The sequence below is a fragment of the Halalkaliarchaeum desulfuricum genome (assembly GCF_002952775.1).
GTDB lineage: Archaea > Halobacteriota > Halobacteria > Halobacteriales > Haloferacaceae > Halalkaliarchaeum > Halalkaliarchaeum desulfuricum.
The window spans coordinates 2828349-2851177 of the sequence record NZ_CP025066.1; the positions used below are offsets into that span (position 1 = coordinate 2828349).

19 protein-coding genes are annotated in these 22829 nt (G+C 63.8%); 17 read left to right on the forward strand and 2 right to left on the reverse strand.

Features of this window, described 5'->3' with window-relative positions; genetic code table 11:
- Nucleotides 1–38: 38 nt before the first annotated feature.
- Nucleotides 39–1076 (forward strand): Brp/Blh family beta-carotene 15,15'-dioxygenase, encoded by a 1038-nt coding sequence (locus AArcSl_RS14025; protein WP_119820601.1) that lies wholly within the window; start codon nucleotides 39–41, stop codon nucleotides 1074–1076.
- A 27-nt stretch (nucleotides 1077–1103) separates the two neighbouring features.
- Here the strand turns inward: AArcSl_RS14025 and AArcSl_RS14030 are convergent, their stop codons facing one another.
- Nucleotides 1104–1724: a helix-turn-helix domain-containing protein gene (locus tag AArcSl_RS14030; RefSeq protein WP_119820604.1), complete on the reverse strand. Its 621-nt coding sequence runs from the start codon at nucleotides 1722–1724 to the stop codon at nucleotides 1104–1106.
- A gap of 151 nt (nucleotides 1725–1875) precedes the next feature.
- Here AArcSl_RS14030 and AArcSl_RS14035 point away from each other — a divergent pair, with 151 nt between their 5' ends.
- Together AArcSl_RS14035 and AArcSl_RS14040 are read left to right on the forward strand one after the other, a co-directional pair.
- Nucleotides 1876–3393, forward strand: a complete 1518-nt coding sequence (locus AArcSl_RS14035; RefSeq protein WP_119820606.1) for a phytoene desaturase family protein — start codon at nucleotides 1876–1878, stop codon at nucleotides 3391–3393.
- Nucleotides 3394–3490: 97 nt separating this feature from the next.
- Nucleotides 3491–4393, forward strand: coding sequence for a bacteriorhodopsin (locus AArcSl_RS14040; RefSeq protein ID WP_119820609.1), 903 nt, complete (start codon nucleotides 3491–3493; stop codon nucleotides 4391–4393).
- A 96-nt stretch (nucleotides 4394–4489) separates the two neighbouring features.
- Here AArcSl_RS14040 and AArcSl_RS16680 read toward each other — a convergent pair whose 3' ends face one another.
- Nucleotides 4490–4684, reverse strand: a complete 195-nt coding sequence (locus AArcSl_RS16680; protein WP_133412172.1) for a hypothetical protein — start codon at nucleotides 4682–4684, stop codon at nucleotides 4490–4492.
- 129 nt (nucleotides 4685–4813) lie between these two features.
- On the opposite strand from AArcSl_RS16680, the gene AArcSl_RS14045 reads away from it, so the two are divergent.
- The 14 genes from AArcSl_RS14045 to pyk all read left to right on the forward strand — a co-directional run bounded on the left by AArcSl_RS14045 (nucleotide 4814) and on the right by pyk (nucleotide 22827).
- Nucleotides 4814–6814, forward strand: coding sequence for a bacterio-opsin activator domain-containing protein (locus AArcSl_RS14045; protein ID WP_133412173.1), 2001 nt, complete (start codon nucleotides 4814–4816; stop codon nucleotides 6812–6814).
- 200 nt (nucleotides 6815–7014) lie between these two features.
- Nucleotides 7015–7797, forward strand: a complete 783-nt coding sequence (locus AArcSl_RS14050) for a lycopene cyclase domain-containing protein (RefSeq protein ID WP_119820615.1) — start codon at nucleotides 7015–7017, stop codon at nucleotides 7795–7797.
- Entirely contained in the window at nucleotides 7787–8836 is a 1050-nt protein-coding gene (locus tag AArcSl_RS14055; protein ID WP_119820618.1) for a Brp/Blh family beta-carotene 15,15'-dioxygenase, read from the forward strand. Before AArcSl_RS14050 ends, AArcSl_RS14055 begins: the two co-directional genes overlap by 11 nt.
- A gap of 7 nt (nucleotides 8837–8843) precedes the next feature.
- Nucleotides 8844–9779 carry an NAD(P)H-binding protein gene (locus AArcSl_RS14060; protein ID WP_119820621.1) on the forward strand — a complete coding sequence of 312 codons (936 nt, stop codon included), beginning with the start codon at nucleotides 8844–8846 and terminating at the stop codon, nucleotides 9777–9779.
- Between the two features lie 19 nt (nucleotides 9780–9798).
- Complete coding sequence (locus AArcSl_RS14065) at nucleotides 9799–10503, forward strand: DUF7530 family protein (RefSeq protein WP_119820624.1); 705 nt, start codon at nucleotides 9799–9801, stop codon at nucleotides 10501–10503.
- Between the two features lie 222 nt (nucleotides 10504–10725).
- Nucleotides 10726–13080, forward strand: a complete 2355-nt coding sequence (locus AArcSl_RS14070) for a molybdopterin-containing oxidoreductase family protein (protein ID WP_119820627.1) — start codon at nucleotides 10726–10728, stop codon at nucleotides 13078–13080.
- A gap of 2 nt (nucleotides 13081–13082) precedes the next feature.
- Nucleotides 13083–13712 (forward strand): 4Fe-4S dicluster domain-containing protein, encoded by a 630-nt coding sequence (locus AArcSl_RS14075; RefSeq protein WP_119820630.1) that lies wholly within the window; start codon nucleotides 13083–13085, stop codon nucleotides 13710–13712.
- 10 nt (nucleotides 13713–13722) lie between these two features.
- Complete coding sequence (locus AArcSl_RS14080; protein WP_119820632.1) at nucleotides 13723–14364, forward strand: TorD/DmsD family molecular chaperone; 642 nt, start codon at nucleotides 13723–13725, stop codon at nucleotides 14362–14364.
- Nucleotides 14348–14722, forward strand: coding sequence for a helix-turn-helix domain-containing protein (locus AArcSl_RS14085; protein ID WP_119820635.1), 375 nt, complete (start codon nucleotides 14348–14350; stop codon nucleotides 14720–14722). Before AArcSl_RS14080 ends, AArcSl_RS14085 begins: the two co-directional genes overlap by 17 nt.
- A 386-nt stretch (nucleotides 14723–15108) precedes the next feature.
- Nucleotides 15109–16122: a 4Fe-4S dicluster domain-containing protein gene (locus AArcSl_RS14090; protein WP_217563460.1), complete on the forward strand. Its 1014-nt coding sequence runs from the start codon at nucleotides 15109–15111 to the stop codon at nucleotides 16120–16122.
- A 12-nt stretch (nucleotides 16123–16134) separates the two neighbouring features.
- The gene (locus AArcSl_RS14095; protein ID WP_119820641.1) at nucleotides 16135–18870 is read left to right on the forward strand and encodes a molybdopterin-dependent oxidoreductase; all 2736 of its coding nucleotides are present in this window, start codon (nucleotides 16135–16137) and stop codon (nucleotides 18868–18870) included.
- A gap of 18 nt (nucleotides 18871–18888) precedes the next feature.
- On the forward strand, nucleotides 18889–19533 hold the full coding sequence (locus tag AArcSl_RS14100) for a TorD/DmsD family molecular chaperone (RefSeq protein WP_119820644.1): 645 nt from the start codon (nucleotides 18889–18891) through the stop codon (nucleotides 19531–19533).
- Nucleotides 19534–19642: 109 nt separating this feature from the next.
- A complete protein-coding gene (locus tag AArcSl_RS14105) occupies nucleotides 19643–20968 on the forward strand; it encodes a phosphoribosylamine--glycine ligase (protein WP_119820647.1) in 1326 nt (441 codons plus the stop codon).
- Nucleotides 20969–21069: 101 nt separating this feature from the next.
- The gene (gene pyk, locus AArcSl_RS14110; RefSeq protein ID WP_119820651.1) at nucleotides 21070–22827 is read left to right on the forward strand and encodes a pyruvate kinase; all 1758 of its coding nucleotides are present in this window, start codon (nucleotides 21070–21072) and stop codon (nucleotides 22825–22827) included.
- Nucleotides 22828–22829 lie beyond the last annotated feature (2 nt).

Below are 22829 nucleotides of genomic sequence, written 5' to 3' on the forward strand. Positions count from 1 at the left end.
GGTTGGGGTCCAACCTGTTGCAGCCCCTCTGTAGTGATATGGCGACGGAAAACTGGAAACTCTCCGGGGACGTTTCGATCCAACCGGAGCGGATCGCGCTACAGCTATCCCGTCTTTCGATCGGTGTGCTCGCGGCGGGGTTCGTGCTGCTTTCCATAACCGGTCGGGGGATCACACTCGAATCCCAACTGGTCGTCTACCTGATCGGGATGGTGGCGCTCAACCTCCCTCACGGCGGCTACGAGCACTTCTCGAACCTCCGTCACCGGGGGTTCCCCTTCGGGGCCCGCTACGTCGCCCTGTACGTGGGGTTCGTCGTCGGATTTATCGCGCTGTTTTTGCTCGCGCCGGTGGTTGCCCTGGCGCTCGCGTTCGGCACCGCCGTCGCCAAGGGCGGCCACGGTGACCTCCACGTCATGGACGGGCTGATCGGCACCGACCACCTGACCACCCGGTTCCAGCGCGGGCTGGCGGCGTTCGTCCGCGGCGGCGCCGTGATGATCGTTCCCCTCGTGTTCTTCCCGGAGACGTTCTACACCTTCTCTGAGTACATGGTCGCCATCTTCCAGCCGGGCGCGCTCGCAGCCGTCGCGGGCGGCTTCGAGCTTTCGCGGCTCGTTCTCGGTGGCCTCTTCGGGGTCGCGCTCGTCGCTCACCTCGGTCTCGGCTTCGCGCGCGGCGGCGTCTCTTATAGCTGGCTCGTCGACGCGGGGGAGACGCTGCTCCTGGTCGCGTACTTCGCGTTTGTCCCGGTCGTCGTCGCAATCGGGCTGTACTTCCCGCTGTGGTACTCGCTTCGGCAGGCCGGCCGGAGCGTCGCCGTCGAACGACGGAACCCGGGCCGGGACGACGGCCTCGCGGTTCCCGTCGCGTGGGGGGTGCTGGTGATCGGCGCCCTCGCGACCGCACTGGTCGCGGCGGGGCTGTACGTGGTCGCACCGAACCCGCTCGGCGGTGCGGCCCTGCTCCCCGGCGTCGTCGCCTTTTATACCGTCTTCGTCTGCATCATCGCCTTGCCCCACGTCGTCGTCGGCGAGTGGCTGGACATGAAGCGGGGGATCTGGTACGTACCCTGAACTGCACCGATCTCGATCGGTGAGAGTTCACCCGTCGCCGAGAACGTTTTCGACCAGCGTCGACTGGGCGGCCGCCAGGTGTTCGGCGAACGTCGATCGGGCGATCCCGATCTCCTCGGCGACCCCTTCGGCGTTCGTCTCCCGGGGATACTCGAAGTAGCCCAGCCTGTGTGCTGTTTCGAGCACCTCCCGCTGTCGGGATGTGAGACGCGTCCTGTCGACGACGATCGGGTCTGCCCCGCCTTTCGTCTTCGTCCGGACGAGATACCGAAGCTCCGTCTCCGATCCCGTCGACTCGATCGCGTCGATGATCTCCTCGAGCGGTTCCGGGGAGGGGAGGTGAATGGTCACCACGAGTTCCGACGGATTACTCCGCACCTCTACCTCCGAGACAGGATGCCCACAGGATTCGATCACAGAGCAGGGACAGTCCGTGGTATCCTCCCGCTCGACCCGGTAGACGCTCTGTCCGTTCGCCTCGAAGTCGGCCTCCAGATCCAGTTCTGTTGGCGCCTTGAACTGTTCCGTGACGGGATCCATGCCGGCCGTCCATTCGACTGCTGTCGCGGTCGTTCCGCCTTCGAGCGACGCTGCGACCGGACAGTTCGGCGGTTCTCGTATCGACAGTCGCGCCCGAACTCCGCTCATGATCGAATGAAAGGAAGACTGACGGATAGCGTCGTAGCCTTACTAGTTCGCCCACCGGATGGATAACTCGAACCCGGTTCCGCCGGGTGGAAAATAAAAACCCCCTACAAACCGGTCCTCGTTCTCGGTGTTCGCGTCCCTTCCATCACGTATGGACGATGCTGTGCTCAGCGACGAATCGATCGCGATCGTCGGGTCGGGGTTCGGCGGCCTCTCGGCGGCAGCGTCTCTCGGCGCTGCCGGGGCGGACGTGACGGTGTTCGAAAAGAACGATAACGTCGGGGGAGTCGCCGGGCGCATCGAGCGCGACGGGTTCCGGTTCGACACCGGCCCCTCGTGGTATCTGATGCCGGATGTGTTCGAGAACTTCTTTGCGGCGTTCGGGACGGAGCCGACCGATCATTACGATCTCGTTCGACTCGATCCGAACTATCGGGTGTTCTGGCGCGACGGCGAGCGAGCCGACGTCCCCGCAGATCCCGCCGTTGCGGCGGAGCTGTTCGAATCCTACGAACCGGGTGCGGGGGCGGCGCTGGAACGCTACCTCGAGCAGGCCGAAGAAGCCTACGAGATCGGCATGAACCGGTTCGTTCGCGAAAACAGGACCCGGTTTCGGGACTACGTTTCCCTGGACGTGCTCCGCTCGGCCCGGGGGATTTCGTTTCTCGGGACGATGGACGACCACGTCGCCGACTATTTCGAGAATCCACGCCTCAGACAGCTCGTCCAGTACACCCTCGTGTTTCTGGGTGGGTCCCCCCACAACACGCCCGCGCTGTACACGCTCATGAGCCACGTCGATTACGGGCTGGGCGTCTACTATCCGCAGGGTGGGATGATGGCAGTCGTCGACGCCGTCGAAGCCGTCGCAGTCGATCAGGGAGCAACGGTTCACACGGGGACGGAGGTGACGCGGCTCTCGCCGACACAAGGCGGTGTCGAACTCGCCACGGCCGACAGGTCGGCGGAGACGTACGACAGGGTGGTCTGTAACGCGCCGCTGGCTCACGTCGAGCGTGATCTCCTCCCGGAGGGAACCGCGGATCGCTCCGACGGCTACTGGGACTCGCGGACCTATGCTCCGTCGGCGTACATGTTGTACCTCGGCGTCGAAGGGGACGTCGACCCGCTGGAACACCACACGCTTCTGCTACCGACAGACTGGGACGCGCACTTCGAGACGATCTTCGAGGATCCCGGCTGGCCGGACGATCCAGCCATGTACGTGAACGTCCCCTCCCGCACCGATCCCGACGTCGCCCCCGACGGCTGTGAAACCGTGGTCGTGCTCGTTCCGATCGCGCCGGGCCTCGAGGACACGCCGGAGCGTCGGGAGTCGTACCGGGAGAGCGTCCTCGAGACGATCGCCGAAGACGCCGGCGTCGAACTCCGCGGGCGGATCCGCACGGAGTCGACAGCCTGCGTTTCGGAGTTCGCCGAACGGTACCGGAAACCGCAGGGGACCGCCCTCGGGTTGGCGCACACGCTCAGACAGACCGGTCCACTTCGCCCCCGCCACCGGGCACCCGGCGTCGATCGGCTCTACTACGTGGGCGACGACACGAACCCCGGTATCGGCGTGCCGATGTGTCTCCTGAGCGGACAGCACGTCGCGGACACAGTCCGGGCTGACGCACGCGAGGGGCTTCTCTCTCGCATCCGCCCGTGATCGCTGTCCACAGCGTGGGCACGCCCGTTTCGGCTGTCGATGCATACAGGTCAGGTATTATTTTTACTCCTACAGGAGGCGTGCACTACTATGGAGCATGACAGAACTACTGGCAGCGGAAACGGTCGCCCTCGCCGGGGCGTTACCGATCGACTCGGTACTGGCAGCTGACGTAACGCAATCCCAGATGTTCGAGTACCTGCAGGAGGATGCGCTGTTGAACTCGTCGCTGTGGATAAACATCGCACTTGCGGGGCTTTCGATCCTGCTGTTCGTGTATATGGGGCGGAACATCGAGAACTCCCGCGCGAAGCTCATCTGGGTGGCGACACTGTGGGTGCCGCTGGTTTCGATCGCCAGTTACACCGGCCTCGCGTCGGGACTCACGCTCGGCGTCCTCCAGATGCCGCCCGGACACGCCCTCCACGGCGGCGAACTGGTTCTCGCTGACGGGACCACCATCGACGACGGCGCGATCACCATGTGGGGGCGGTATCTCACGTGGACGCTGTCGACGCCGTTCATACTGCTCGCGCTCGGCCTGCTCGCGAACACGAACTTCACCAAACTGTTCACCATCATCGTGGCCGACATCTCGATCATGGTGACCGGGCTGGCGGCCGCACTCACCACCTCCAGCTACGCGATGCGGTGGTTCTGGTACTTCATCAGCGTGTCCTTTTTCCTGGTCGTGGTGTACATCCTCCTGGTGGAGTGGCCCGAGGACGCCAAGGCTGCCGGAACCGCGGAGATATTCAACCTGCTCAAACTCCTCACGGTGGTGTTGTGGTTCGGCTACACGATCTGGTGGGCCCTCGGTAACGAGGGGCTCGCACTGATCGAGAGCGTCGCCATCACCTCGTGGGGCTACAGCATCTTCGACATCCTCGCGAAGTACGTCTTCGCGTTCCTGCTGTTGAACTGGATCACGGACAACGAGAGCATCATCGCCGAACACACCACGTTCGAAAGCGGGACGGCGGCGCCCAGCGACGATTGAGGCTCGATCACCGGCAGCGCAATCCGGTGTTCGTCCCGATTTGCAGACCGCCTCGCCGCGATTTTTGGATCGCCATCGTTCCGCCTGCCGCCCGTATCAGGACTGATCGGAACCTCTCTCCCCCCGCAGGAGGTGATCCACGAACAGTACGATCCCCACGATCGCCGGAACGATCCCCGCGGTGAACACACCGAGTACGAACAGGACGGCGAAGATTCCGACGGTCGCGAGCAGCTGGATGGCGATGGTCTGGTCCCGGAACCAGTCGAAGAAGGTATCGAGCGCGGACACGGATACCGGTTGGAGCTGACGGGGTATTGTTCTGTCGTCGACGAACGGTTGCAGAGAAGCTGTCGACGAGTCGTTGCCGTCGCCAGTCTCCACCCGAACGCTTACTTCGGGCTGCCGAGAAGGACAACTGTGCCAGCCACACGCGTGCTGTTCGTGTCGCCGTCCGGAGACGACGGCGCCGACGGCGTCGATGGCTTCCTCCGGGACCGCGGACGGAGTGTAACGACTGTCGAGAGTTCGACCGCCGCAGTGCGGGAGCTCCTGGACGGGCACTACGACTGTCTTGTGACCGAATATGAACTCCCAGGCGACGACGGCCTCGAACTCCTCAGAACAGCTGTCGAACTGGAACCGCAACTCCCCGTCATCTTGTTTGCCGACGCCGGCGACGACGTCGCGACGAAAGCCCTGAACATGGGGGCACAGCGGTTCATCCCACGCGGAGCGCCCGACGCCCTCGAACGGCTCGACGAAAACGTCACCGAGGTTACGGAGTCGTCCCCGTCCGCACCGGCGAAACAGGACATCTCCGACCACGAACCCGGCGACGACGAGATCGTCCACGCGATAGACGAGGCGCCGATCGGCATCACGCTCGCGGATCCGGCGCTCCCGGACGAGCCGCTGGTGTACATAAACGAGGCGTTCGAACGGGTCACCGGCTATCCGACCGACTACGTCAGGGGTCGGAACTGTCGGTTCCTGCAGGGGCCGGACACGGATCCCGAGACTGTCGGGGAGATGCGGTCCGCGATCGAACGGGAGGAACCCGTGACGGTGGTGGTTCGCAACTACCGGAAGGACGGCTCCCCGTTCTGGAACGAGGTGACGATCGCGCCGATCTACGACGACGACGGCGAACTGGTCCACTACGTCGGCTTTCAAAGCGACGTCAGCGAACGCGAACGGGCGAAGCGAACCGCAGAAAAGCGGGCCGAATCGCTGCGAAACGAACGGGTCGCGCTCGAACGGATTCTCGAGCGCGTCAACGGCGTCCTCAGCGACGTGGCCCGCGCACTCGTCGAGGAAACCGACAGACGGGCGATCGAGAAGCGCGTTTGCGAGACCGTCGTCTCCGCGCGGGGGTACGGCGCGGCGTGGATCGGGGAAATGAACGCGCCTGGGACCCGGATCGAACTCCGCGAGAGCGCCGGGTTGCTCGCGGACGCTGACACCAGTTGGGAGGTGGAATCGCTCCCGAGATCGGTCGGGGACGCCATCGAGTCCGGGCGCGTCGAGGGTTCGAGCCTGGAACCGCGCACCGACGGAGACACCGGATTGAACCCGATCGGCTGTCGGCGGATCGTCGTCGTGCCGCTGGCGTACGGCCGGACGACGTACGGACTGTTGGCCGTCTATTCCGAGGACGCCGACTCGCTTGACCGACGGGAGGAAGTCCTCTTCGAGTCGATCGGTCGAATGGTCGCAAGCGGCCTCAACGCGGTCGAAACCACGCGGATCCTCACTGTCGATCGGGTGACTGAGTTGGTGTTCGAGATCCGTGATCCGTCGTTCCCCCTTTCGGCGGTCGCAGACATGCTCGATGACCCCGTCGAGTACGTCGGGCTGACGGAAGGTGCCACAGCGGAGGAGTACCACCTGTATCTCACCGTCGCCGGCAGCGCGAGCGCCGATCCGGCGGTACTCACTGATCTCCCGTTCGTCGAGGACGTCCGGAAGATCGCCGACAGGGGGGAGCAATACGCGTTCTCGATCGTCCTCGAGGGAACGACCCCGTTCGTCGAACTCGCCGACTACGGCGCAACCGTCCAGTCGATCTCGGCCGAGCGAGATTCGGCGAGACTCGTGGTTCACTCCCTTCCGGAACACGATCACGACGCCCTTTTGAAACTCCTCGAGTCGGAGTACGACGCGGTGGAACTCCGATCCAAACGCGACCAGGAGCGTCGCGATCGGACCGCCCACGAGTTCGTCTCCGACGTGGAGTCGTCGCTGTCGGACCGACAGTACACCGCACTCAAGACCGCCCATCTCAACGGTTACTTCGAGTGGCCCCGGCCGGTCGACGGGACCGAACTCGCCGACTCGATGGACATCTCCCGGCAGACGTTCCACCAGCACCTCCGGCTGGCTCAGCGGAAACTCGTGGACGCCTTCTTCGAGGAATGAGATGTGGGGTGCACCACGAACCCCCGTTGAGTCGAACCTCCAGACAGGTCAGGCTTGATCTCTTTGACCGTAACGGCCGAACCATTCTCCATGAGAGCGCTCCAGGCAGCCGTTTCGCGGGATGAGCGTGTCAAAAGAGGCCCCCATGTCCGGCTCGCCGAACCGCTCCCTGACCACACGGCAGCGTCTACCGGTGAGCGATGACGCCGCCGTTGAGCTATCTCGAGTTTCATGCGGTGTTCGTCCTGCCGCCCATCCTCCTGCTCGGCTGGCTGGCCCGGCGTCGTTCCGGCGCCTGGTGGGGACGGCGGCCGCTTTCGGGACTCGGGATCATTCTGGTGTTGGCGGTGGTGTACACGACGCCGTGGGACAACCTCCTCATCGACGTCGGGGTGTGGTGGTACGGGGAGGGGACAGTCGTCGCGACGATCTGGCACGCCCCCGTCGAAGAGTATCTTTTCTTTGTTCTTCAGCCCATTCTCACCGCGTTTTTCTTATTTTTGATCCCGACGAGTGCCGACCTGTCGCTTCGGATCCCCGCGTCCCATCGGTTCGTCGGCGCGGCCGGCGGGATTGCCATCGGAGCGGTGGGCTGGCTCCTGATCGGCTCGCCGTCCACGTTCTATCTGGGGGCGATACTACTCTGGGCGGGGCCGATCCTCGCAATACAGTGGGCATTTGGGCTCACATATCTCTGGCGAGTCCGGCGCCGGGCGACGATCGCGATCCTCGTCCCGACAGTGTATCTCTGGATCGCGGATCGGATCGCGATCGGGATGGGCATCTGGGTCATCTCCGGGGAGTACACGACCGGGTACACCATGTTCGGCCTGCCGATCGAGGAGGCGGCGTTTTTCCTGGTGACGAACGTCTTCGTCGTGCAGGGGATCGTGCTGTACATGTGGCTTCTGGATCGCGCAGCCGAGGTTCCCGCCATCGCGGGCGCGATCGAACGCTCCCCCGTCACGTTCGATGTCGGGTGAGAGAGCCGTTGCGGCACGAATTGCGCTCGCTGGCGGACTCTTGACTGTTACCCTGGGGTTCGCGATCCGGGGCTTCGGAGGGACGATTCCACTCGCTTATCAGTACGTCCCGCTTCTCGTCAGCGCGCTGCTCCTCGGGGTTCCGCACGGGGCCGTCGATCACCTCGTGTTGCCACGCTCGCGGGGGAAGCCGATCACCCGTCGCTCGCTCGCGTTCGTCGGGGGGTTGTATCTCCTGATCGGCGGCGGCTACGCGTTCGTCTGGTTCCTGTCCCCGGCGCTCGCGTTCGCCCTGTTCATCCTCGTCACGCTGCTGCACTGGGGACAGGGAGACGTATACGCCCTCGTCGAGTTGACCGACGCCTCCCACCTGTCGACCCGGCGGATACGGGCGTCGACGGCGCTCGTCCGGGGCGGGCTCCCGATGGTGATCCCGCTCGTAGCGTTCCCGGAGCAGTACCGGTTCGTCGCGGCGACGTTGATCGGCGCGTTCGACCCCAGGGCGGTCGGAGCGCTGGATTGGGTCTTCACACCGGAGGTGCGACTCGCCGTTGCCGTCGGGTTCGGCCTGCTGATCGCGACAACGCTCGGTGCCGGCTATCGACGGGCGGTTCGCACAGACGGGGTCCGGCCGTGGCTGATCGACGCCGGGGAGACGCTTTCGCTTTTCGCGTACTTCGGGCTGGTACCGCCGATACTCGCGATCGGGCTGTACTTTCCGCTGTGGCACTCGCTTCGCCACATATTGCGGACGATGCTGCTCGACGACGTGGCAGCCTCGGCGCTTTCGGACCGATCCACCGGCCGGGCGTTCTGGCGGTTTACACGGGACGCGGCACCGCTTACGGCGGGAGCCTTCATCGTGCTCGGCGCAGTCGCGCTCGCCGTCCCCGAGACGCCGACCACCGTTCCTGACGCAGTCGGGGTGTATCTCGTCTTCATTGCGGTGTTGACGCTGCCCCACGTCGTCGTGGTCTCGCTTCTGGACAGACAGTTGGATCTCTGGTCGCCACAGCGCCTAAGCCGCTCGGGAACCTGAAACCCGTATGAAGGTTCTCGTCACCGGAGCGACAGGGTTCGTCGGCGGCCGTCTCGTCCCCGCACTGTTGGCCGCCGACCACGACGTTTCGGTGTTGGTCCGCGATCGCGACCGGTACGATCCGCCCGACGGGGTCACCGTCTTCGAGGGCGACGTCCTGGAGGAGGGTAGCTTCGAAGCCGCACTCGCCGACGTCGACGCCGCGTTCTATTTGATCCACGGGATGGGCGCAGGCGGCGGGTTCGAGGACAGGGACCGTCGGGCCGCCGACAACTTCGCCACGGCCGCTTCCGCCGCGGGCGTCACGCGGGTGATCTACCTCAGTGGACTCGGCGTGGACGATGACGACCTCTCTGCGCATCTTCGATCCCGTCGGGAGGTCGAACGGGTGCTCGCCGAGGGGAACTTCGATCTGACGGTGCTCCGTGCGGCGATCATCGTCGGCGACGGCAGTGCGAGCTTCAGGATGGTCCGTCAGCTCGCCTCGCGGCTTCCGGTGATGATAACGCCCCAGTGGGTGTCGACTCGCGTCCAGCCGATCGCGATATCGGACGTGATCGAGTATCTCGTCGCAATATTGGACGTGCCCGAAACGGCCGACGACACGTTCGAGATCGGTGGCCCGGACGTCCTCACCTACCGGGAGATGCTGATCGAAACCGGCAAGCTCCTCTCCGGCCGGGAACCGTTCGTCGTGCCGGTGCCGTTTCTCACGCCGCGACTCTCCGCCTACTGGGTGGATCTCGTGACTGACGTCCCAGCGAGCGTCGCCTACCCCCTCATCGACGGAATGACGACGGACGTCATCGTGACCGACGATCGAATCCGGTCGCTGGTCCCGATCGAACTCACCCCCTACGAGACTGCGGTGCGGCGGGCGCTCGAGGAGGCGGAGGGTGTGACGATCGCGGCCGACGCCCGGGCGATTCAGGGAGATCGATGAACCGGGGGACCCCGGCGCGATGAGTGGCCCAAACTACGGGGAGACGTGGGTATACGAGAGCATCGTGGGGACGATCCCGGGCGTCCGCGTCTCCGACCGGACCGCGATCGCGATCCAGCTGCTCGGCTTCGAGGCCGCCCTGCTGGTGGTGGCTGCAATTTACGGGCTGTGGAACGGCGTCCTCGCGGGGACCGTCGCCGTCGCCGTCGCGGGCGTCGGCAGCTGGCTGATGCTTCGGTTCAGTCGGGCGATCCGCGACATGGACGCGCCGGAGCCGTACCGGCGACTCCTGTTCGGCTCGAGCATCGAGATGGCGCTGAGCGTGTTCGCGTTCGTGCTGCTCGTAACCTATCTGTTCGTCGTCGATCCCCGGGGAACGGGTCCGACGCTCCTGGAGACGCTTCTCGGGCCGGATCCGCCGGCGGCTGCCGTCGCGTTGCTGCTGGTTATCTCCTGGGACGTCGTCTACCGGATCGGCACCTGCTGGTGGGCGACCGTCGTCGGGCTCTGGCGGGCGATACGCTACCAGTTCGATTCCGAAACGACTCGCCGGTACGTGCGGATTGATTCTCTGAACGTCGGTTTTGCGGGCGTACAGCTTCTCCTGGTGCCGTTCGTTATCGATCGACCTGTGCTTTTGATCGCACTCGGTGGTCACCTGGGAGCCGTCGTTCTCGTCGCCGGAGGCACTATCCTCCTCCAGCATCGAAAGACAGGGCGATAGCCGAACTGGATCGAAGAATTTCTGACAGATCCAGCATGATTGTGACACTTTACCACGATACCATTCATTATTCTCGAGGATAAACGATGCAAGAATTCTTCTTGTGGCCCACAATTCCGTCCGGATATTCCGACGTATTATGTAGACTGCTATAAAACCTGAACGGATCCAGAGAACCGTCTAACCGATCGGATCCCCTTGGTTTTCACGCAAGGGATTCAAATGTCAACAGATGGAACAACTGGATCGAGCGAGCGCGACCGGGTGGATCTCACCCGGCGGAAACTCGTTCAAGTTGGCGGCGTCGGAGCCGGGATAGCCGTAAGCGGCTGTCTCGGGATTTTCGATGAAGAGGAGCCGGAACCGGAGACTCCCGAGGAGACGGAGACGCCGACCGAAGAGCCGGAAGAGGAGGAACCGGAAGAGCCGACCGAACAGGTCGCGTACGGAAACTGCTGGATCTGTCATCACAACTGCGGACAGGAAGTCGTCGTCGAGAACGACGCGATCACCTACCTCACCGGCGTCGACGGGCATCCCCGCGGAAGCGCCGGCGAGGGGACAGAAGGAACAGTCTGTCCGAAAGGGCAGATCCAGATGGACAAGGTTCACGACCCCGCTCGGATCAAACAGCCACACGTCCGCCGGAACGGCGAACTCGAAGAGGTGAGCTGGGAGGAGGCGTTCGAGTACACCGCAAAGCGACTCGAGGAGTTCGACGAGGAACACGGCGCCGAAACGTTCCTGGACGCCGGCAGCTGGGCGACGACGGACGTCTTCCGGAACCTCTGGCGTGATCTGTACGGTACCCCCGAGCGGATCGGCCGCGGGATCCACGTCTGTGCCGGCCCGACGTTCCAGTCGGGCAGCACGATGGGCGTCGGATCGGACAACCGGTTCCCGGACTACCAGAACTCCGAGTACATCATCGCCTGGGGTCGCAACGTTCTCGAGACGTTCGCCGGCCAGTTCGAGGCGAAGGGGATCATGACGGCGTTCGAGGAGAACGACGCCACACTCGTCACGATCGACCCACAGCACACCGAGACCGCACAGAAGTCCGACAAGTGGCTCCAGATCGAGCCCCGGACCGACGGCGCGCTGGCGCTCGCGATGGGACACGTGATCATCGAGGAGGGGCTCTACGACGAGGAGTTCGTCGAGGAGCGGACCTACGGCTTCGATGCCTATCGGGAAGCTGTCGCGGACAAGACTCCCGAGTGGGCCGAAGAGATCACCGGCATCGACGCCGAGGACATCCGCGAGATCGCGACCGGCTTCGCCGAAGCCGCGCCACAGGCAGGAATCACGATCTGGACCGGTACCGCCCAGTACGGCAACGCCTGGAAGGCCTCACAGAGCATCACCGCGCTCAACGGACTGGTCGGCAACATCGACCGTCCCGGCGGCCTGCGGATGTGGCAGGGCGTTCCGCTCGCGAACCCGTTCGAAGAGCAGGGCGTCGATCTTCCGAACAATGCGGCGGGGGAGACCCCTGCACTACGGAAATACGAGGAGTACGAGGAGTACCCCGTCCGGCACACCACCGGAATCGCCCACAATCTCGTCCCGGAAATGGTCGAGAACGGGCACATCAACGGGATCTACTGTCACTACGACAACCCGCTCAAGGACGGCAACGCCGAGGCGTGGATCGAGGCGATCGAGGAGATGGATCTCGTGATCTCGGTGGACGCCTACTGGAGTGGCGTCTCGCGGATGGCCGACGTCGTGTTCCCGGAGGCGACCCAACTCGAAAAGGACACGCTGGGGACGGGAACCTGGAGCGCCTACAGCGAACACAGCTGGATCACCGGCTCGACGGCGGCAGTCGAGCCACAGTGGAACACCAAACCCGGCTTCGACATCATCGTCGGCATCGCCGAGGCGATGGGATGGGGCGAGTACTTCCCGTGGGACAGCCACGAGGAGTATCTCAACGATAAGCTCTCCACACTCGATCTGACGCTCGAGGACCTCGAAGCGGGCGGGGACAACTACGAACTCGTCGACGAGTATGGGTACGAGCAGTGGAAAAACGACGACGATTGGCAGTTCAGATTCGACATCGACGGACTCGACAACTTCGCCACGGCGGCGGAGGAAGCCGGGATGGGAACCGCCCCCGAGTGGGTCCCGCCGGGCACGTACGGCGACGAACTCAGCGACGACTACCCGCTCGAGCTGTTCGACACCCGTGCGGTGTTCTTCTCGCACGGCGGCGACCAGCACAACGAGCGGATGCTCGATCGGAACGCCCGCAGACACGGCCTCGAGGACGAGGACTACCGGGGCAACTACCTCGTCATCAACCCCGAGGACGCAGCGGAACGCGGCATCGAAACGGGCGACATGGTCCAGGTAGAATCCGAGACCGGCGATGGGGAACTGATGGCGTACGTCTCCGAGCGCACCAAGCCGGGCTTCGTGACGATGGAGTACGGCTTCGGCGAGGGCTCGGTCCAGCCGGACAACGAGGGAATGAACAGCATGAAAGTCCACGCAACGCAGATGGATCCGATCTCCGGACAGCCGGACAGACACGTTGCCGTCGACGTCGAGTCGGGGGGTGACTGACGATGTCCGAGTGGATCTTCTACTACGACTACAACAGGTGCATCGGTTGTCACGCCTGTTCGGTCTCGTGTAACGGGTTCCACGAACTCGACGTCGATCAGGACGACTGGCGGACCGTCGATCACGTCTCCAGCGGGACGGGAGCCGCCTTCGAGGAGGTCCCGATCTCCACGTCCTGTATGCACTGTCCGGACGCTCCCTGCGTGGACGTGTGCCCGGTCGACATCATCGAGAAGCGCGAGGAGGACGGCATCGTGGTCCACGAACGCGACGAGTGTATCTCCTGTTTCCAGTGTCGGGAGGCGTGCCCCTACAACGCGCCCACCTACCCCGGCGACGACCAGCTGATGGCAAAGTGCAACTTCTGTCTCGGCAAAGGCGCCGGGAGCGCGTACGGACAGCCGGAGAAACAGTCGGAAGCAGACGGCGGCAAAAAGCCGTCCTGTGTCGACAACTGCGTCGGCGGCGCGATCCAGGCAGGTCCAGTCGACGAGATGCTCGAACTCGCCTCCGACGAGGCGGTACAGCGGTACGAGGACGGCGAACAGAACCAGCGAGTGATCGTGGAACCGATGCACAAAGGGACCGAAGACATCGACACGCTCATCGAAACAGCCGTCTCGGAGGAGTAGTGAGTTCACCATGGCGGTCGCTCCAGCACACGAGGCCACGATGGCGACTGACGACACGCAGTCGATAGCCGAACTGTACGCGCTGCTGTCGACGTGCTTCCAGACTCCCGATCGCGCACTCGTCGAGGCTGCGAGGACTGGCACGCTCTACGAGCAACTGGTCGCTCGAACCGGATCGTTGGGGTTCCGACCCGAACGGCCCCCAACTGACGGGTTCGAAGGGGTTCCAGACCTGCACGAGGCGTATCTGCGGAGCTTCGAGGGGTTCGAGGGAGCGTATGCGCCACCGGCGGAATCCGCATACGAACAGTGGTGGGACGGTCGCGACGGGGGGCTCCTCTCCGGACCGGCGGCAGTGGACATGCGCCGCCGGTTCGACGCTGTCGAGGTCGATATCCCCGATCGATATCCGGCCGACCACATCGCGCTGCTGCTGGAGTACGGTGGCCTCCTGCTCGAGGCCGCCGAGATCGACGCATACGTGTCGTTCCACGAGGAGCACTTCGATTGGATTCCCGACTTTCACGAACGGGTCGAGGAGACCTGCGAGGACCCGTTTTACGTCTGGACCGTTCAGGTCCTTTCGGGGACAATCGAAGCCGTCGAAACCCAACTGCTTCGAACAGATCAGCCGGATGAACACGACGGATAATCGATCGGATTCGAGCGACGGAGCCACTCGCATTACGGTCACCGTTCCCGAATCGTCGGAAACCGAGGAGTTGCTACGCTGTCTGCTGGGACACAGCGAACTCGTCGACGAAGGGCAGATCCACCTGTCGATTGGGGATTCCCGTAGCGTCCAGACGGTGGTCGTGGCGGAGCTCACCCACAAGCAACGCCAGGCAGTTTTGACCGCAGACGAACTCGGTTACTACGACACTCCCCGGAGTGGTACCCTCGGTGACGTCGCCGCCGAACTCGAGATCTCGGACTCGGCTGCGTCCAGCCGACTCAAAACCGTCGAGCGAAAACTCGTGTCGGCGCTGGCGGAGGAACTCAGGGAGTAGTACCCGCTCGGGGAGTAGTACCCGCCAATTCCGATTGTATTCCCCCGAACTGCCTGATAATTTCTATTATTAAGGTCGATATTCGCGGTGATTCAGCTTCGGTAGTGCGTACTGCCGTCTCGTGGATTTCGAGCTACTATCGAGGGAGTTTGGCGGTCTACGTTTGTACACAATAACTCCTTAATTATGTTGTAGCACATTCGATACATCACATCCTTTTATTTTTAATAAGCACTACATATTCAAGAGACGAATCCACCCCCGTCTAGCTCTTACTCGATACCGTGACGGAGAGTCAGTGAAACGCCAGAAGGCAGCTCTCCGAGATGGACGACCCAGATGACACCTGAAACCGGTAAACCAACGATCCAGTCCACAGAAAGAATATGAGCAAGTCAACACAAGATGGAGAAACGGACGGAGAAGAGACGCGTGGAACGATACGGCGGCTCGCCGCTATCGGTGGCGCCGCCGTTGGAACGGCCAGTGCTGGCTGTCTCGGGATGTTCGAACTCCCCGAAGAGGAGCGGTACGTGGGTCGATCTGACCCACCGGATCCAGACATCGATCCCGAACCCGATCCCGATCCCGATGAGGTCGAGGAGCCCGACGTCGAACTCGGGATGGTCATCGACCTCCAGCGGTGCTGTGGCTGTCAGGCGTGTAACATCGCCTGCAAGAGCGAGAACAATGTCCAGCAGGGGTTCGCATGGGCCGACCGACTCACGGTCACCGAAGGGGAGTTCCCGGACACCAGCTACGAGTTCATTCCCACGCTGTGTAACCACTGCGATGACGCCCCCTGCATAGACGTGTGCCCCGTCGCCGGCGAGGCCCTTTATAAGGGACCGGGCGGCATCACGATGCAGAACCGCGACGCGTGTATCGGGTGCCAGCAGTGTGTCCCTGCCTGTCCCTACGACGCGATCGAGTTCTTCCAGGGAGAACAGTACGACTTCTGGCGCAACGACGACCGCCTCATGGAGGGGACCGCGACGCCACAGGAAGTCACCGAAGCAGTCGGCGATCGCGTCCCCCCGTACCAGAACCCTTCGAGGGACTCACTGGAGGGACACTATGCCGACCGCGCCGATGCAGACGGTGCCATGGACGCAGGAGTCGCCGAGAAGTGCGAGTTCTGCGTCTCCAGGGTCACCCAGGGCGAACTCCCTGCCTGTGTCGAGGCGTGTCCCAGCGACGCGCGGATCTTCGGCGACATGAACGACGAAGACAGCTCGGTGAGCCAGGTGCTCGACGAGCACGAGGCCCGCGTCGTCGACGAATGGTACGACGAGGACTTCGGTACCGAACCCAGGGTAAAATACATCCGCGAGTTCGACGGGAGCGAGGCCGGCGAACCGCTCGGCGTCGGAAAGGGTGAGGTTCCGGAACTCGACTGAGAGGTGACACACATGTCAAAAGCAAACAACGACACCGCGGCCGAACAGCGCGAGAAAGACGGCGGCCTGCCGACCGACCGCAGAGGGTTCCTCAAACTCGGCGCAGTGGGCGTTGCGGGGGCCGCAGCGACACCGCAACTGTCCGCGCTCGCCGAGGCAGCGGAGGCGGACGAGCCGGTGTTTTCGCCCCGGGACGCCCTCGCAGAGGAGACCGGAGAGTGGCGCGCCTCCACGTGTGCGGGCTGTACCTCGTGGTGTGCCTCCGAGATCCTGGTCGACGACGGGCGTGCACTGAAAGTCCGCGGGAACTCGAATTCCCAGATTCACGGTGTCGCCAACTGTCCCCGCAAGCACCTGGGCATCCAGCAGCTATACGACCCCGACAGGGTCACCCAGCCGATGCGACGGACCAACCCGAACAAGGGCCCCGACGAGGATCCCGAGTTCGAGGTCATCACCTGGGAGGAGGCGATCGAGGAGATCGCCGATCACATCATGATGCTCCGAGAGAACCAGGAGACCCACAAGGCGATGGTCACCCGCGGCCGGTATACGTACCTCCGGCCGATCCTCTACAGTCACTTCCCCGCGATTGTCGGTACTCCGAACAACATTTCCCACAGTGCGATCTGTGCTGAGGCCGAGAAATTCGGCCCCTACTACACCGAAGGCGAGTGGGCGTACCGCCAGTACGACATTGAGAACACAGACTACGTGATCGCATGGGGCGCAGACCCGATCAACTCCAACCGACAGGTCTCCTACTACTCCAGCGCATGGGGCGACATGCTGGACGACACCGACGTCGCAGTCGTGGAACCGCGTCTGAGTGCCACCGCCGCCATGGCCGACGAGTTCCTCCCGGTCGAACCCGGCGAGGACGGTGCAGTCGCCGTCGCGATGGCTCACGTGATCCTCACTGAGGGACTCTGGTGCCGCGAGTTCGTGGGCGAGTTCGACGACGGCGAAAACCGGTTCGTCGAGGGTGAGGAGGTCGACCCCGACACCTTCGAGGAGTCCGAAAACAGCACCGGTGTGGTCGACTGGTGGAATGAGGAACTGAAGGACAAAACCCCCGAGTGGGCCGAAGAGCAGTCCGGCGTGCCAGCCGACCAGATCGAGCGGGTCGCCGTCGACTTCGGCGAGGCAGGTCCGAACGCTCTCGTGTGGATGGGCGGCGGTCCAGTCATGCAGGTCCGGGGCAGCTACACCAGCATGGCGGTCCACGCCCTCAACGGGCTGGTTGGCTCCGCCGGCAACGAAGGCGGCACACTGTACTCCCCGCCGGACGGCACCGCTAGCCTCCCTGGCGCCGACGACTTCATCGACGACGTCGCCCAGCAGGGGCTCGACTACATCGATGAGCACAGCGACGAGGTGTCCGGCGACAAGATCGACCAGCGCGGCGCCAAGGACCAGCCTGTCCTCAAGGAAGGGAAATCCGGCGGCGGCGTCGTGACCAACAACGCCGCTGACGGGATCCTGGAGGAGGACCCGATGGAGATCAAGTTCCTGCTGTCGTACTGGAACAACTTCGCGTTCTCCAACCCCGAGAACCAGCGCTGGATCGAGGCACTGTCGAAGCTCGAGGGCGACGAATATCTCCACGTCACCGTCGAGACCAACCCGAGCGAAACGGCGTGGTTCGCCGACATCGTGCTCCCGGCGACCCACCACCAGTTCGAACGGTGGGGCCAGCTCCGCAGCACGGCAGCGCGCCGCCGGTCGATCAACCTCCACCAGCCGGTGCTGGCCGACGACCCCGACGACCCGGAGGATGTCCTCGAGAACGGCCGCCTCTGGAACGTCAAAAGCGACGAGACGGAGATCGTCTACATGATCGCCGACGAGCTGGCCGATCGCGGGTTCACCGAGATGCTCGACTACTGTGAGCAGTACGCGGACCCCGAGACCGGCCAGGCTCCAAGCGACGAGTACGACGACCGGGAGCTCCGTGCGCAGGCGTTCTCCCGGAACGCGATCAAGCTACGCACCCAGCCGATGTGGGATCCCGAGGTCGATCACCCTGGTGGTGACGACTACGACGGCTGGGAGGAGTTCAGGGAGGCCGGCATCTGGAACTCCGACGAGTGGGAGTACCGGCACCGCTGGCCCTCCGAAGGCGGCGAGTTCGCCACCGAGACGGGCACCTTCGAGTTCTACAGCGAGACGCTCGAAGAGGCGCTCGGGGGACACGCCGACCGCTACGACACGGACGTCGACGACATCCTCGAGACGTGTAACTACCTGGCCCGGGAGGACGACGAGGACGCACCACACCCATTCCTTCCGCACTACGAGGAGCCGTACATCCACGGCGAGGACGACTACGACTTCGAGTTCGTCGACCACAAAGCCCGGCTCAACAGGGAGGGACGGTCGGCGAACACCGAGTGGTATCAGGAGTTCGGCGACGCCGACCCCGGTGACGAACCCGGGGTGGACGTCGTCAAGCTCCACCCGGACGACGCTGCCGATCTCGGCATCGACGACGGCGACGAGGTGGTGATCGAGTCGCCCGTCGGCGAGATCGAGTGCACCGCAAAACTCTGGCAGGGTGTCCAGCCCGGAACCGTCGCGAAGACGTTCGGGCAGGGCCACTGGGCGTACGGCCGCACCGCCGCCGAGGTGTTCGGCGAGGAGGCGAAGGGCGGGAACAACAACCTCCTGATCCCGGCCGACTACGACCGCCTGAGCGGGAGCTCGGTGTTCTACGGCTGCGTCAAAGTTAACGTGGAGCCGAAGTAAACGGAACCGACACGAACGATGAACCAACAATCCAGGGACGAACTGCTGGCCGGGGCGGAACGCCGAGGGAACTCCTACAAGTTCCTCTCGGCGTGCTACCGCCTCCCGGACGAGGAGTGGCGGGAGACGATGAACGCGGCACGGGACGCGGCGTTGCACCCGAGCCTTGAAGAGTTGGTCGGGACGACCCCGCCCGAGCGCGAGGACCTACGGGTCGATTACGCCAAGCTGTTCGTCGGTCCGTTCGAAGTGCTCGCGCCGCCGTACGGCTCGGTGTACATGGAACAACACGGCAGGGCGATGGGCGACTCGACCCTGGATGTCGAGCGCAGATATCGACAGGAAGGGCTGGACATCGATCTCGAAGAGCCGGCCGATCACGTCGTCGCAGAACTGGAGTTCATGTACTACCTCGTCGTGAGCGAGGCGGAGGCGATCGGCGGCGACGATCCCGAGACGGGCCTCGAGTATCTGGAGAAACAGCAGTCGTTCCTCGAGACCCACCTCGGAAACTGGATCGGAGCGTTCGCAAACAACGTCGTCGAGAACGCCGACACCGAGTTCTACCGGACGCTCGGCGAGGAGACGGCGCCGTTCGTCGAAGAAGACCTGAGCCGGATCCGCGACCGGATCGATCGACTCGACGCCGAAACTCCGGAGTAGCTGCCGTCTGGATGCGAACAGCCGGGTGAGCGTCTTCACTCTGGGGCTCGCTCATTATTTGGGCCTTACTTAAGAGTAGCTATAAACAGTTTCCTGCCGACTGGGCAGTATGAACGCCTCCGACACCAAGCGCTTTCTGTTTTGCTCCCTGGACGCCGCGTTGATCACCGACCTCGCGTGGCAAGTTCACAGGGAGGGTCACGACGTCAAGTACTACATCGAAGCGGAAAGTGACAGGGAGATCGGCGACGGGTTTGTCCCGAAAACAGACGACTGGCGCGCGGACGTCGAGTGGGCCGACGTCATTGTCTTCGACGACATCTGGGTCGGTAACGAGGTCGGCACCGGGAAACTCGCACAGGACCTTCGCAAGGAGGGACACGCCGTTGTCGGGGGGACACCGAACACCGACCGACTCGAGGAGGACCGCGGCTACGCGATGGAGGTGCTGGAGGAACACGGGGTAAATACGATCGAACACCGGGAATTCACCGACTTCGAGGAGGGAATCCAGTTCGTCCGAGAAAATCCGGCCCCCTACGTCATCAAACCGCTCGGGGAGGTTCAAAACGTCAAGCGGCTGCTGTACGTCGGTCGCGACGACGACGGGAGCGACGTGATCGACGTTTTGCGTGCCTACAAGAAAGCGTGGGGACACCGGATGAAGGGCTTTCAACTTCAGCGCAAGGTCGACGGCGTCGAAATCGCCACCTGTGGCTTCTTCGACGGGGAGGAGTTCATCGACGAGGTGAACTTCAACTTCGAGCACAAGCGGCTCTTCCCGGGAAACATCGGCCCGCAGACCGGCGAAATGGGGACGTCGATGTTCTGGGCGGGACAGAACAAACTGTTTGCCGAAACGTTCGGCAAACTGGAGGGGTGGCTGGCCGAGGAGGGCTACGTGGGAAGCATCGACCTCAACTGCATCGTCAACGCCAACGGGATCTACCCGCTGGAGTTCACGCCCCGCTTTGGCTATCCGACGATCACGCTCCAGGAGGAGTCCCTCGAATCTTCGACCGGGCAGTTCTTCTACGATCTCGCTCACGGAACCGATCCCGAACTGGAGGTCCACAACGGGTTCCAGGTGGCGATCCGCGTCGTTTTGCCGCCGTTCCCGTTCGACGACGAGAAGACGTACGACGAGAACTCGCGAAACGCGGCTGTGGTCTTCGAAACCGACAGCCGAGAGGGGATCCACCTCGAGGACACGAAAAAGGTCGACGGGCAGTGGCGAGCCGCGGGGGAAAGCGGGATGCCCCTCGTCGTCACCGGAAAGGGGGAGACGATGCAGGAGGCCCGAGAGCAGTGTTACGGACGCGTCGACGACATCGTGATCCCGAACCTCTACTACCGCGACGACGTCGGCGAGCGCTGGATGGATGGCGAGGGGGATCGGCTGCAGGCGTGGGGATATCTCGGACCGATGCCGTGACTACTCGGCGGCGGTGACAGACGACCGTCCGCCGGACAACGATTTACTCGCGCTCGAATTTCATCGACCCTATTTTTAAGTAGCCGTCCAAAGGGAACGGCATGCGCAACGCCAAGATCGTCTGTACGCTCGGGCCGGCCTCCGACGACCGGAGGACGATCCGAGAACTCGCCCGGGCGGGCATGTCGGTCGCCCGGCTCAACGCCAGCCACGGGACGACCGACCATCGGGCCGACATCATCGACAGGATCCGGGAGGTCGACGACGCCACCGCTGAGCCAGTAGCGACCATGGTCGACCTCCAGGGACCCGAAGTCAGGACGGCAACGCTGGAGGAACCGATTCAGCTCGAATCGGGATCGACCGTCCGCTTTTTCGAAGGGGAGACCGCAACGCCGGAGGAGATCGGGCTGTCGGTGTCGATCGCGACGGCAACCCCAGGTGACACGGTACTGCTCGACGACGGAAAGATCGAGGCGACTGTCGAAGACGTCGACGGGCCGGACGTGTTCGCACGGATCGACTCCGGCGGGAAGCTGGGCGGCCGCAAGGGAGTGAACGTGCCGGGCGTGGATCTCGGCCTCGAACTCATCACAGCAGACGACGAGGCGGAGCTCCAGCTCGCCGCCAGGAAGGACGCCGACTTCGTCGCCGCGTCGTTCGTCCGGGATGCAGAGGACGTGTACGCTATCTCCGATTATCTCGAGGACGACTGTGGTGCAGACATCCCGATCGTCGCGAAGATCGAGCGCGCCGGCGCCGTGGAGAACCTCGCGGGAATCGTCGACGCCGCCGACGGCGTAATGGTCGCCAGAGGTGACCTCGGCGTGGAGTGTCCCCTCGAGGACGTCCCGATGATCCAAAAGCGGACGATCCGTCTGGCGATCGAACGTGGGGTGCCAGTGATCACCGCCACGGAGATGCTCGACTCGATGGTGCACTCGCCGCGTCCGACCCGTGCAGAGGCGTCGGACGTCGCAAACGCGGTGCTGGACGGCACCGACGCGGTGATGCTGTCGGGTGAGACTGCAGTCGGCGATCACCCGGTTGCGGTCGTGGAGACGATGGATCGAATCGTCCGCCAGATCGAAGGCAGCGAAGAGTACACCGAGACCCGTGAGAGCCGGGTCCCGGCGGCACAGCGGGAGTCGCGGACCGAGGCGCTGTCTCGTTCGGCCAGGTATCTCGCCCGCGACATCGGCGCAGCTGCTATCGTCGCCGTCTCGGAGTCGGGATACACCGCCCGAAAGACGGCGAAGTTCCGGCCCGGAGTGCCTGTCGTTGCCACCACTCCCGACGACCGGGTCCGTCGCCAACTCGCACTCTCGTGGGGGGTGCAGCCGAAATACGCCGACTACGCCGAGGGAATCGAGGAAATCCTCGACAACGCGGTCGAGGCGGCCCTCTCTGCGGGCGCCGCCGAGAGCGGCGACACCGTCGTCGTCCTGTCGGGGATGATGACCGAGGTGGAGGGGACGAACACGACGAACATGCTGAAAGTCCACGTCGCCGCCGAGGCAGTCGCGACGGGCAAGCGGATCGTGGGCGGCCGGGTCGCCGCACCGGTGGTTCGAACCGCCGACGGCGACCTCACCGAAATCGAGGGAGGGACGTTGCTGGCACTCGATGCGGATTTCGACGGGGAGTTCGAGGGCGACGTCAGGAAACTCGCCGGAATCGTCGACGCCCGACCGGGCATGACGGGCTATCCGGCGGTCGTCGCCAGGGAACTGGGTATCCCCATGGTGTCGGGCGCGCCGCTTCCCGACCGGATCGCCGACGGAACGGTGCTCACGCTCGATGCCGAACGCGGGGTCGTCTACGAGGGTGACGTGACGGTCGATGCGGTCCGACGATAGGA